General features: G+C 66.2%; 10 protein-coding genes. 2 read left to right on the forward strand and 8 right to left on the reverse strand.

Annotation, left to right across the window (positions count from 1 at the left end; all coding sequences use genetic code 11):
- Window positions 1-114: 114 nt before the first annotated feature.
- Window positions 115-1,314 carry a pyridoxal phosphate-dependent aminotransferase gene (locus tag K1X74_05545; protein ID MBX7165794.1) on the forward strand — a complete coding sequence of 400 codons (1,200 nt, stop codon included), beginning with the start codon at window positions 115-117 and terminating at the stop codon, window positions 1,312-1,314.
- A 37-nt stretch (window positions 1,315-1,351) separates the two neighbouring features.
- On the opposite strand, the gene K1X74_05550 is transcribed toward K1X74_05545, so the two are convergent.
- Both K1X74_05550 and K1X74_05555 read right to left on the reverse strand, forming a co-directional pair.
- The gene (locus K1X74_05550; protein MBX7165795.1) at window positions 1,352-2,410 is read right to left on the reverse strand and encodes an agmatine deiminase family protein; all 1,059 of its coding nucleotides are present in this window, start codon (window positions 2,408-2,410) and stop codon (window positions 1,352-1,354) included.
- Entirely contained in the window at window positions 2,407-3,363 is a 957-nt protein-coding gene (locus K1X74_05555; GenBank protein ID MBX7165796.1) for a carbon-nitrogen hydrolase, read from the reverse strand. The genes K1X74_05550 and K1X74_05555 overlap by 4 nt, the downstream gene beginning before the upstream one ends.
- Window positions 3,364-3,390: 27 nt before the next feature.
- On the opposite strand from K1X74_05555, the gene bioD reads away from it, so the two are divergent.
- Complete coding sequence (gene bioD / locus K1X74_05560) at window positions 3,391-4,098, forward strand: dethiobiotin synthase (protein MBX7165797.1); 708 nt, start codon at window positions 3,391-3,393, stop codon at window positions 4,096-4,098.
- Window positions 4,099-4,113: 15 nt separating this feature from the next.
- Here the strand turns inward: bioD and K1X74_05565 are convergent, their stop codons facing one another.
- The 6 genes from K1X74_05565 to K1X74_05590 form a co-directional block, all read right to left on the reverse strand.
- Window positions 4,114-6,306: a DUF1926 domain-containing protein gene (locus K1X74_05565; GenBank protein MBX7165798.1), complete on the reverse strand. Its 2,193-nt coding sequence runs from the start codon at window positions 6,304-6,306 to the stop codon at window positions 4,114-4,116.
- A gap of 398 nt (window positions 6,307-6,704) precedes the next feature.
- Window positions 6,705-8,195, reverse strand: coding sequence for a glycogen synthase GlgA (gene glgA / locus K1X74_05570; GenBank protein MBX7165799.1), 1,491 nt, complete (start codon window positions 8,193-8,195; stop codon window positions 6,705-6,707).
- Between the two features lie 247 nt (window positions 8,196-8,442).
- On the reverse strand, window positions 8,443-9,576 hold the full coding sequence (locus K1X74_05575; protein ID MBX7165800.1) for a hypothetical protein: 1,134 nt from the start codon (window positions 9,574-9,576) through the stop codon (window positions 8,443-8,445).
- A gap of 29 nt (window positions 9,577-9,605) precedes the next feature.
- Window positions 9,606-10,406: a class I SAM-dependent methyltransferase gene (locus K1X74_05580; GenBank protein ID MBX7165801.1), complete on the reverse strand. Its 801-nt coding sequence runs from the start codon at window positions 10,404-10,406 to the stop codon at window positions 9,606-9,608.
- Between the two features lie 41 nt (window positions 10,407-10,447).
- Entirely contained in the window at window positions 10,448-11,299 is an 852-nt protein-coding gene (locus K1X74_05585) for a PEP-CTERM sorting domain-containing protein (GenBank protein ID MBX7165802.1), read from the reverse strand.
- A gap of 138 nt (window positions 11,300-11,437) precedes the next feature.
- A complete protein-coding gene (locus K1X74_05590; protein MBX7165803.1) occupies window positions 11,438-12,601 on the reverse strand; it encodes a PEP-CTERM sorting domain-containing protein in 1,164 nt (387 codons plus the stop codon).
- Between the last annotated feature and the right edge of the window lie 64 nt (window positions 12,602-12,665).

A 12,665-nucleotide genomic window follows, 5' to 3' on the forward strand; every position in this document is an offset into this window, starting at 1 on the left:
CGGCTGGGCTTCCGCCGGCTGATCGCAGTCCTTGGAAGCGAACCGGCGGTGGCCTATCATTGTCGGTTTCGCGCCGCCTCTTGTGTCCCCGCCTGGTAGGTTTTGGAACGAGTCATGCGCCCGCCCATTTCGCGTCGTGTCGCTGCGTTGGAACCCTCGGCCACGTTGGCCATGGCCGCCAAGGCCAAAGAGCTGAAGGCCGCTGGCCGCACGGTCTACGACTTCAGCGTGGGCGAACCCGACTTCACCACACCCCGGCACATTTGCGAGGCCGCCACGGCCGCGATGGCCGCCGGCCACACGCACTACACGGTCGCCAGCGGCATTCCCGAGCTGCGCGAGGCGATCACCAAGAAATACGCCGCCGAGTCGGGCCTGAAATACACCCCGTCTCAGGTGATCGTCTCCAACGGCGCCAAGCACTCGCTGCACAATGTGTTCACCGTCCTGCTCGACCCGGGCGACGAGGTGATCATTCCCGCGCCCTATTGGGTGAGCTATGCCGAGCTGGTGCGCCTGACGGGGGCGACGCCGGTCATCGTCTCGACGAGCGAGGCCGACTCGTTCAAGCTGACGCCGGCCCAGCTCCGCGCGGCCTGCAACGAGCGCACCAAGGCGCTGTTGCTTTGTTCGCCTTCGAACCCGACCGGCACGATGTATTCACCGGACGAGTTGGGGGCGCTGGCCGACGTGGTGATCGAGCGCGATCTGTACGTGATCAGCGACGAGATTTATGACAAGCTCGTCTATGCACCGCACAAGTTCGCCAGCTTTCCCACCGTGCGTCCCGACTTGCAGCAGCGCACGATCGTCGTCAATGGTGTGAGCAAGGCCTACGCGATGACCGGCTGGCGCATCGGCTGGACGTTGTCGCCCGCGCCGATCGCCAAGGCGATGGGCGACCTGCAAAGCCAGGAGACATCGAATGCGGCGAGCATCAGCCAGTACGCGGCGCTGGCGGCCCTCGAGGGCCCGCAGGCCTGCGTCGGCGAGATGCTGGCCGAGTTCGTCAAGCGGCGCGACTACGTGCGCCAGCGGATCGCCGATCTGCCAGGCCTGAGTTGCCCCGACATGGCCGGGGCGTTTTACGCCTTCATCAACATCCGCGAGCACTTGGGTCGCAACTACGCCGGTCAGCCGGTCAACGACTCGGCCGCGTGGTGCTTGGAGCTGCTGGCGCAACAGGGCGTGGCCACGGTGATGGGCTCGGCCTTCGGCGCCGAAGGCTATATGCGGGTCTCCTTCGCCACGAGCCTCGACCAGTTGGCCGCCGGCTTCGACCAGATCGGCAAGTTTCTCAACTCGCCGCGGTAAGCGGGCAGTTCGGTGAACGGGCGAGCGGCCGACGGCCTCAAGGCTGCCGCGGCTGTTGCTGCGTGATGCAGTGATAGGCGCCCAGCCCCCAGGCCAGATCGCGGGCCGGCAGGCCCACCACGCGCCGATCGGCAAACAGCCGGCCCAGGGTCGCCAGCGCCTCGGCGTCGGCCGGGTCGTCGTATTGCGGCACGATCACCAGCCCGTTGGCGATGTAAAAGTTCGCATAGCTGCCCGGCAGGCGCTGGTCGTTGTGATACATCGGCGCAGGCATCCGCAGCGTGACGACCTCCAGCGGCCGGCCGCGTTCGTCGGTCATCGCCTCCAACCGCGACAGGTTGTGCGCGAGCGGTTCGTGATTGGCGTCCGCAGGATCCGGCTCGATCATCGCCACGACGGTACGTGCATCGACAAACCGCGCCAGCTCGTCGATGTGGCCGTCGGTATCGTCCCCTTCAATGCCTTGAGCCAGCCACAGCGCCTGTTTGGCGCCCAGGAAGTCGGCCAGGTACTGCTCGATCTCTTCGCGGCTGCGCGTCGGGTTGCGGTTGGGATTCAGCAGGCACTGCTCGGTCGTGAGGATCGTCCCGGCACCGTTCGAGTCGATCGCGCCGCCTTCGAGCACGATGTCGGCCACGTACCGCCGGTAGCCGACCAGCGGGGCGATCTGCTCGGGCACCCGATTGTCGTCATCGAACGGGGGATACTTGCCACCCCAGGCGTTGTATTGCCAGTCGACCAAGGCCGGCGACGCGCCCGTCGGGCCGACGAGAAACGTCGGTCCATGGTCGCGCGTCCAGGCATCGTTGGTGCGAATATCGTGCAAGGCGACGTTGGGCACATCGCCCACCATCCGGCGGGCCTCGGCCATGACCGCCGGTCGGCCGGCCAAGACGTGCACCGGCTCGTGTTCGGCCAAGGTGCGCACCAATTGCGCCCAGATGGCCGGAACCGGCTCAAATTTGCCCGGCCACGAGTCGCGATTGTGCGGCCAGGAGAGCCACGTCGCGGCGTGCGGTTCCCACTCGGCCGGCATGCGATAGCCCAAGGCGCCCGGCGAGCCGGGCCGGGGCGCGGGAAGTCGGCGGCTGCTCATCGCTCGTGCGTCCGCCGCGCGGCGGCGCCCTCCCAAGGCGGCGGAGCCAAGTAGCGCTCGGTCAGCCCGCCGTAGGCGTCGATCCGCCGATCGCGCAAGAACGGCCAATGCGTCCGCACCACGTCGATCCGTGCCCGATCACACTCGACGATCAGCGTGGTTTCCTCGTCGTGACCCGCCTTGGCCAGCAGATTGCCGTTCGGATCGGCGGCGAACGACCCCCCCCAGAACTCGAGATTGTCTTCGATGCCGACGCGATTGACGGCGATGACGAACACGCCGTTGGCGATCGCGTGCGAGCGCATCATCGTCTCCCAGGCCGCGTGTTGGCTCGCGCCATACTCGGCCTTTTCGCTGGGATGCCAGCCGATGGCCGTGGGGTAGAACAGGATCTCGGCCCCGGTCAGTGCCGTTAGCCGCGCGGCCTCGGGATACCACTGGTCCCAGCAAACGCAAACTCCGAGCTGGCCGAACCGCGTGGCAAAGCTGCAAAAGCCCAGGTCGCCCGGCGTGAAGTAGAACTTCTCGTAATACAGCGGGTCGTCCGGGATGTGCATTTTGCGATACACGCCGGCCGTTTGTCCCAGCTCGTCGAAGATGACGGCCGTGTTGTGGTACAAACCCGGCGCGCGGCGCTCGAACAGCGAAGCGACGACGACCACGCGATGCTGTGCGGCCGCCGCGGCGAGCGCCTCGCTCGTCGGGCCGGGAATCGGCTCGGCCTCGGCAAACCGCGCGTGGTCTTCGCTCTGGCAGGGGTACTGTCCCGCGAACAGCTCTTGCAGGCAGACGATGTTGGCCCCGGCGGCGGCCGCTTCGCCGATCCGCGCCAGCGCCTTGGCGACGTTTTCCTCTTTACGCGGCGTGCAGCTCATCTGCACCAGCGCCACGGCGACCGACGTGGAGTTCGCGTCGGGCCCCGGGCCTTGTGACGGACGGTTTGGACGGCTCATGGGCGTGATGGTACCTTGGCGGCCACGATGCGCAAACCGCCACCGGGCCTGTTCATTACCGGCAATGATACCGACGTCGGCAAGACCTACGTCGCGGCCCTGATCGCACAGGAGCTGCGCCGCCGGGGCCAGCGCGTGGGCGTTTACAAGCCGGTCGCGAGCGGTTGCTACTGGCAGGATGAGCAACTCATCTCCGGCGATGCCCTGAAGCTGTGGGAAGCGGCCGGGCGGCCAGGCGCCTTGGCGCAGGTCTGTCCGCAGCGTTTCGAGGCGGCGCTGGCCCCGCACCTCGCCGCACGACGCGAGGGCCGCGAGATCGACGTGCCGCTACTCGTGGCGGGGCGCGACGCCTGGTGCGACGACTACGACGTCGTCCTGGTCGAAGGCGCAGGCGGGCTGATGTCGCCCCTGTCCGACGAGTTGTTCGTCGCCGACCTCGCCGAGGCCCTGGGCTACCCGCTCGTCGTCGTGGCCCGCAACGCGGTCGGCGTGATCAACCAGGCCTTGCTCACGTTGATCGCGGCCGTCAGCTACGGCGAGGGCTTGGCCGTGGCGGGCCTGGTGCTGAACGAGCCGCAGGCCGCGCTCGATGCGGCGTCGCGCGCGGAACATCGCGAAGAACTCGCGGCCCGTGCCGTGCCGCCGATCCTGGCCGAAGTCCATCACGGCGCAGGCAGCCTCGATCGCGAGGTCGACTGGCTTGCCTTGGCCGACTGGAAACCGCCGGCGAAGTGACCAGGGCGGCCTGTTTCAGCCCGACGTTGCCGCCAAGGCGCCGTTGCGCTCCATACGGCCTTCGGCCAGGCTCGTGTCGATCGTCAGTTGCAGCGAGACGGCCCAGCGTCCGTGATCGTCGGCCAGCGCTTGCCAGTGCGGCAGCACGGCCACCGATTGATGGACCAGCTCGAAGCCGCCTTCCGATTGGCTGACGGTCTGGATCGGGAACGTCCAGAAGTGCGTCGGCCGCGAGGCGGTGAGTAGCACGTCGATCCCCAGCCACTGATCGGTCAGGCCCAGCGCGGACACGTTGCACAGATCGAGCTGCCGGCCCAGTTGGCCCAAGCGGCCGCCTGCTCCGTCGTGGAAAAACCGATCGTCGGCCCCGTCCGGCAGACCGGCGAAGTTGAACTCCAGCGCCAAGTGCAGCGGCTGACCGGCCGGCAGCCCCTCGAGCTGATAGCCGATCTCCAGCACGTTGCCGCCGGCACTCAGCGTGACGCTCTTGATCAGCCGCACCGAGTGGTCGTACACCTGGCCGAGCCGGGCCATCTGCAGTTGCACGCGGTCGGGATTGCGCCGCAGCCGGGCTTCGTACACGCCGTCGACAAAATCGCCCCGCTCCTGCGCATGTCCGGCCGCGACGGCCGCGAGCGACACGTCGGCATCGTAAAAGTGATCGAGCAGGCTTTTGCGCGGGAAGGCGTCGTACTGCACGCGATCTTGCAGGCCTTCCTGCTTGAACACGACGCGGTCGTGAATGCTGGCCACCTCGCCATCGGCCGCGGAGGCGCCGGCCAGCACCTTCTGGTGATAGGCCTCGGGCCGCCGCGTCAAGGTGGCGCCCAGGTTATGGCAGATCGACCGGACGTCGAGTTCGTAGAGCTGGCCCCCGCGCGTCGGCGCCACCAGCGCCACGAGCCGGTCGTTGGCCAGCGCTACCTCTTGCCGGGCGTCGAGGTTGTAGTCACCGGCGGTCATCTCGACCCACGGCCCTTGGCGACCCATGGCGGATTCGAGCAGGTTGTCGGCGGCGATCAGGTGGTTGTAGACCGCGTTGCGCAAATGGGGCAGGTAAATGCCGCCGAAGGCGCCGTGCCAGTAGCTGCAGTTGCACTGGCCGCGGTACAGCTCTTGTCGTGCCGCGTCGAACGGGTCGATGCCGTTCGTGCCCGAGAGCTCCTGATCGGCCTCGGCCGCTTCCAGCCGGCGGCTGATCATCAGCATCCGGGCATACATCTCGTCGGCTTCGGGATACTTGACCTTGAAGTTGCGCCAGAAGCCGCCGCCGCGAATGAACGACTTGCACGTCTGCCACAAGCCTTCGTGCTCGTGATCGTGGCGGAGCCGTTCGAATTCCATCAGCCGGTCGGCCGGCAGGGCCCATTCGGTCATCTCGCGGTAGCTGCCGTCGGGTAGATAGACCTTGCCCGCCGGCGGCGTCTGGTCGATCACCTCGGACAAAGTCGTGGTGTGAATCCATTCGCGATTGGCCGACAAGGCCTCGAAGAACCTCACCAGCCAGCCGTTGTCGTAAATGTGCTGCTTGGTACCGGGCCAAGTGCCGAACTTCTCCCCGTCGTCGGCGAACACGGCCACCGCTTGCGGATGCTGCGCCGCCAATTCGCCCAGGTAATCGATCGTCGCCTGCGGATCGGCGAACGGAATGATGTAGCGCAGCCGCTCGCTGCCCGGAAACACCTTGAGCAGCAGGCCCTCGTCCTCGGTCAGGTAGTAGCCGTGCAATTGCTCTTCGACCAGCCCGGCGTTTTTGAAGTGGAAGTCGTCGAGACAGGTGTATTCGATGCCCGCTTCCGCGAGGTCGCTGACGAGCGACTGTTCCCACACGCGTTCGGGCACCCAGATGCCGCGGATCCGCGCGCCGATGCGCGACTCGAGCCAGCGGGTGTAGCGCCGCACCTGGCCGATGCGGTCGCGTCGCGGCAGCATGGTCAGGATCGGTTCGTAGAACGCGCCGCCAATGATTTCGACGCGCCCCGCAGCGGCCAGCGTCGCGAGCCGATCGACGTATTCCGGATGGTGCGCGTCGAGCCACTCCATCAGCGAGCCGCTGGTGTGCAGCGCGATCCGCAGGTCGGTGAACCGCTCGAACACGTCGAGAAACGGGCGGTAGCTGTCCTGGTAAGCGGCTTCGATGACGCCGTCGAAATTGCCGATCGGCTGATGATTGTGTAACGCCAAGACAAAGCGAATCGAGTGGCTCATACGCTGCTGGGATCGAGGCTTCGAGGTTGGACCGAGAAGAGCGCGGACTTCCATGCAGCCGCGAGCGCCCAACTCAGGCGTCGATCGCACTGCAGGCAGCAAGTTTATCGGCAAACTTGCCCTGTCTTGACCAGCTTCCCTGGCCGGGAAATTTTATCGCTTCTGCATCAACACGCCGAGACGAGTTCTGTGGCCAGGCAGGCGAGCGCCCGATGCCTTGCGGCCCGTGCTCGGCGGTGGCGTGAGAACCTGAATTCCGCGCACATCCATCCGCCGTCGTTATGCGCGGAACAATCTCTACAGCCAGTGATAGTGGTCGCGCGCCAGACTGTCAAACGCCGCGCCGCGACACATTAAGCGGCGGCCGATGCGCCGCCCTCGACGACCCCGGGACGGCCTCAATTCAGCACTGCCTGTCGCTGCCGGGCAAGCATCTTTTCGTACAGCTCGACATACTGCCGGGCACTCCGGTCCCACGACCAATCCTGGCGCATGCCCGTCTCCAGCAGCCGGCCCCAGACCTCGGGTTGGGTCTCGCGCAGGGTCACCGCGTGGCGAAGTTTTTCGCTCAGTGCCAAGGGGCTGTATTCCTGGAAGCTGAACCCGTTGGCCGTGCCGTCGGCGAGCGCCGCATCGGTCGCGTCGGTGATCGTGTCGGCCAGCCCGCCGGTGGCCCGCACGACGGGTACCGTACCGTAGCGCAGGCTGTACATCTGGTTGAGCCCGCACGGCTCATATCGGCTCGGCATGAGAAACAAGTCGGCACCCGCCTCGATGCGATGCGCGAGTGGCTCGGAGAACATCAGCCGTACGGCCACTCGGTGCGGATGCCGATCGGCCAGCAGGGCAAAGCGCTCGTGATAGGTCGGTTCGCCCGTGCCCAGGATGGCCCACTGCACGTCGCTGTGCTGCACCCAATCCTTGATCACGGCTTCGACCAGGTCGATGCCCTTCTGGTCGCTCAGACGCCCGACGAATGCCACCAGCGGCACGCGCGGATCGACGGGCAGGCCGAGCTCCTCTTGCAGGGCCTGTTTGCAACGGGCCTTGCCCACGGCATAGCTGTTCACGTCGAAACGCTCCGGCAAATGCGCGTCGGTCGCGGGGTTCCATTCGTCGTAGTCGCAGCCGTTGAGGATGCCCGAGACGACCTCGCGCCGGTGTTGCAGCAAGCCTTCCAGCCCGCAACCCAGCGGTGCGCTTTGTATTTCTTCCGCGTAGCGCGGGCTCACCGTGTTGATTGCGTCGGCAAAGGCCAGACCCGTCTTCAGCAGGTTGAGCTGCCCGTAGAACTCCATCTGTTGCCAGTTGAAGTATTTCCAGTCGAGGCCCGTGAGCGCCATATCCCAGTGCCAGAACGTGCCCTGGTAGGCCAGGTTGTGAATCGTCATCAGCGAGACGAGATGTTCGAAATGCGGCACGCCGCGATACTCGGTCTTGAGCAGCGCGGGCAGCAGGCCCGTGGTCCAGTCGTTGCAATGGAGCACGTCGACGCGCAATTCGAGCTGGCGAATCGTCTCGAGGACCGCGCGGCAGAAGAACACGCTGCGTTCGCAGTTGTCGATGTAGTCGACACCCTGCTCGCGATAGATCTCAGGCCGGTCGAAATAGTGGTCCTGGCGAACCAAATAGACCGGCACGTTGGTGCCCGGCAAACGGCTCTCGAGCAGGCTCCCCACGACCTGCTTCGAACCAATGGGAATGGCGAACTCGCTGCCCACCGAGTTGAGGGCCTGTCCGCTCTTCAAGGCGCTGCGGTAAGCCGGCAGGATGACGGCCGTATTCTCTCCCAGCCTGGCCAAGGCCCGCGGCAATGCCCCGCAGACATCTCCCAGACCGCCCGTTTTGGCGAAAGGGACCGCCTCGGCCGTTGCCAGGAGGACGTTCATCATCGACTCCTTATATCAGCGCGTCGGTGTCGACGCAGCGTACTCGAATTTGTCAGAAACCAAAAGCCCGTAGAGCTTTATGGTCTCTGTCCGTTTAATCTTGCCCAACCGGAATAGACTTCCCACTCCGACAGCATCGGCCATCCGATGCTAGCAGTTTGAGGTTTTTTCTGCCCGTCGACCTTATATACGCCAGCAACCTCGAGTGGGTGCAAAGATAGTGCCGGCCTGACGGGCCAGGAGGGGCTCAGAGGGCCGGGTGCCGGCGGACCAGGTCCCAATCGACCGCCACGCCCAACCCCGGCCGATCGGCAATCGTGACCGAAGGCCCGCGAATCGATACGGGTTCGTGCACGACGGAGAACTCATGGTAAATCGGCCCCAGGCAATCTCCCGGGAACCGTTCGACCTGCATGTTCGAGTGGGCGACGACCAGGTGAGCCATCGCGGCCGTGGCCACGTCCAACTCGAGATTCGATCCGATCGTGCAGGCGATGCCGTGCGACGCGGCAAACCCGACGATCTCCAGCGCGCGGCCAAGGCCACCGTGTTTTCCCGGATAGACATTGATCACATCGCAGCAGGCGTTGCGCGCCAGCTCGCGGGCATCGGCCAGATCGAAGCAAATGTCGTCGGCCATAATCGGCACCCGGGTCGAGCGGCGCACCTCGGCCAAGGCGGCAAAATCCCCGTCGGGCGTCGGTTGTTCGACGAGCGCGAGCTGGCAGTCGCCGAGTTCGGCGATCTTGCGTTTGGCGGTCTCGACGTCCCAGCCGCAGTTCGCGTCGATATCGAGCCGCGGCTCGGGCCCCATCAGTGCGCGCGCCGCGCGGACTCGCGCAACGTCTTCGGGCCCGGTTCCGCCGACCTTGACCTTGATCGTGCGAAAGCCAGCGGCGAGCCGTTCGGCAACGACCGAGCTCAGCCGTTCGCCGTCGTACGCGCCAACGGAGAAACGGCAATCGAACGAGCGCTCCCGGCAGGGGCCGCCGAGCAGCTCATACACCGGTTTGCCGACCGCCTTGCCGTGCGCGTCCCAGCAAGCCATTTCGACTGCGGCCTTGGTGAACCAGTTATGTGCGGCCGCCGCATCCAGCCGCCGGGCAATCTCGTCGATCGCGCGGACATCACAGCCCAAGACTGCCGGCGCGAAATATTGCTCGACCAGGTACCGTGCGCTGGCGACGGTTTCCCCGCTCCACCGCGGCATGACCGTCGCCTCGCCGACTCCTTCCACTTCGCCGCCGATCGGGTCGCCCGCCGCAATTAACCGCACCAGCAGATACTCGCTCACTTCGTGCCGCCCGAGCGACGAGACCATTCTGCGTTCGGGCCGCAGCGGCACTCGCACCGGGTACGTCTCGAGATGGGTAATGCGCATCGCGTTGCCGGGGACTCAAACAATCGGGGTCACGAACTCGCGACGATCAGGCGTGCCGTGCCGGCGCCCGAACGCGGGCGGCGGCGCGCCTTCACGCGCACGTAAGGCGCCACATACCAACTGCGGTAAGCGAACGAATCGTGCGGCGCGGCCGGGTCAGCGTGGAAGGGTTCGACCAGGTCTTCGATCACCAGGCCCGCCCGGCACATGCCCCCGAGCAGATCTTGCCAGCGATGCAAAAACTCGTGGGTGCCCGCCTCGCGATGCAAGCCTGGCGGCGAGTCGGGCAGAGGTCCTTCGCGGTAGTACGGCTCGGTAAGCAGCAGGCCGGCGGGTGTCGGCTGCAGCTCGCCTTGCAGGCTCGTGGGTTGTTTGTGCTGGCTGACGTATAACCCGCCGTCGCGCAGCAGCCGGGCCACGTGTTCGTAAACCGCCGTCACGTCGGGCACGTAACACGTGCTGACCGGCTGCCAGACCATGTCGAACCCCGCCGCAGGCAACGCACCGAGGTCGTCCATCGACGCCTGCACCGCGCGGATGTTGAGCCCGCGCTCGGCCGCGACCTCGCGATCGAGCGCGAGCATCTCGGCGCTCAGGTCGACGACGGTGACTCGCGCGCCGGCCGTTGCGAATAGCGCGCTTTGCTTGCCGCCGCCGGCGCCCAGGCACAGCACGTCGCGTCCGGCCACCTCGCCGGTGAGCCAGCCGTTCGAGTCGAGCGCGGCCAGCGGATCGCGAAACTGCTCGGCGTCGGCCGGCATGGCGAATCGCTCGCCGCGCCGCGCCCGTGCATCCCAGGCCCGACGGTTATGATCGACCAGCGGGTTCATCAGCGGCGGTTGCTCTCGGCACGGGGGGCGGCGTCCAGGACCTATCTTGCCAGACTCGCCCAGCGAGTCCAGCGGCGCCGGCAGGCGCAGACGCCAGCCGCGCCGATCACCGCCAGGACCAGGCTCGAAGGTTCCGGCGCCTCGTGCAGCACGGCCACCGCGTCCAGATCGAAGCCGCCGCTGGCAAAAGCCGTCGGGAACGGGTCGTTCACCGGGTTGCCGTGGGAGTCGAGTGTGCCCACCCCGGGTGTGATCGAGCCGACCACGTCGACAACGCGCACGAAGTGGACGTCGTTCACATCGAGCGCCGGCGACGCGCCGATCAGTTCTTCGAGGTCGAACGGCGTGCCGAAGCCTGCACGGTACTTGCCGGCCAGATTGTCGAGATCGGTCGGGTCGATCGCCGTGAAGGCCCCGACTTGTGCCGCCGTCGGCGTGAGTGAGGTGGCCGCAAACCGCACAAAATCGACGCCATTGGTGCTCACCTCAACGAACGCCAGTTCGAGAAACGTATCGCCGAAGCTGTTTTCGAACACCGCCAGGTCGGGACCGAACCGATTCACGATCGGCCGGGCGAACGTCAGCGTGATGTGGCCCCCGTCGCCCAGGCTGACGATCGGCGCGGGGTTGGCTGCCGTGGCGTCGGCCGCGCCGAGCGTGTTGGCGCCGGCTCCGAACGAAGCCAGAGGCGAACCGAGCACGCTGGCATTTTGTGGGCCGCGCACCAGGTCGACAAAGCCTGTCGCCCAGGCATCGACCAGCGGCGACGTCGCGGCGATGGCGTGGGAGCCGGGCTGACCCGCGGCCGGGGCAAACGTTCCACCCTGCGCCAACGCCGGCAGCAGGGCAAGCGCCACGGCCGGTGCCCAGATCGAGCGTTTGCAGAACATCATCCGTCGGTCCTTTCTGTTCGCGGATCGAAAAGCAAAGCACGTTCGGCGCGCACCCCGAGCGCTGCCGCTGCGCGGGTTTTTTCTCTCGCGCGGAAAACGACTTGCGGGGGGCGTGGCCTGACTACCGCGCCGGCGGCGCTACGCACGCCGCCGGCGCCACCACCAAGAAACACCGATCGCGCCCAGGACCGCGAGCGCCAGGCTCGACGGCTCGGGCACTGGTCGGATGACAAACACCGCCGTATTGTCGATCGGCTCATCCAGCGGAAACGGCTCGTTGGCATACAACTCGCCGGTCACCTCGTTGTAGATCAGGTTGTAGAAGCTCGCGGCCAGCGTATCGGGATCGAAATTCAGTTGGCCCATGCCGTTGGCGTCGTTCTGCAGCAATGCCAGATAGTCGAACTCGCCGCCGCCGAAGAAATCGCTGCCGCCGACGAACAGGTTGCCTTCGACGTCGAATTGCAGGCTGCCGGCGCTGAGCACCTGGCCGCGCAGCGTTCCTTCGGTCTCGAAGTTCAAAGGGTTCATCGTCGACAGCGCGTTGACCCAACCGTCGGGACCGTCCTTGGCGAATTTGCGTATCGTGCCGGTCACGCTGCCGCCGGGCGAAGTATCGAAGCCGTTGCCGGTGTACAAGTTGCCGTCGGCGTCGAACGCGATGCTGGACGAGCCACCGCCGACGCCCGTGACCACGTCGTTGTTGATCGGCATGGTCACGTTGCTGTCGGTATCGAGCACGCTGACGCTGCTCGTCACGAAGTCGCCGTAGACCAACGCCAATTGCCGATTGTCGAACCACGCGCCGCCGCTATGCGCGGCTGGGAACCAGTCGATCGGCATCGCGGCCGGACCGCTCGTGAGCAAGTCGGCCGTCGTAAACACGCCGACGTGCTGCTCGGCGAACGCGTTGTCGCCCACGGCCACGCGGCTGCCGTCGGGCGAAATGCTCAGGAAAGCACCGCCGAAGGAGGGCCACGACGCACCCAGCGCGAGCGGCAGATTGCCCAGGTAGCTCCAGGTGCGCGAGCTGACGGCCGTCTCGACATACAGCTCCGGGGTGCCGGCCGCGAACGGATCGCTCGGATCGGGAATCGCCGTGCTCAGCACCAACAGCCGGCCGTCGGCCAGGTTGTCGAACAGGGCCGTGCCGCGGTTCTCGGGCGTAGGATCGCCTTGCGGCAGGAAGAACGTTTCCGACGGAACGACTTGATACTGATTGAAAATCTGGGCCGAGGCGGCAGGGGTCAGTCCCGCGACGGCCAGCGCCACGAGCGCCGCGAAACGAAGTGCATGGAACATGTGTTCGATCTCCAAAAGCTCCAGCGAGCGAAGTTGCATGAACAGGAACGGTGAAAGTCGTCAG

The organism is Pirellulales bacterium, assembly GCA_019694435.1.
Lineage (GTDB): Bacteria > Planctomycetota > Planctomycetia > Pirellulales > JAEUIK01 > JAIBBZ01.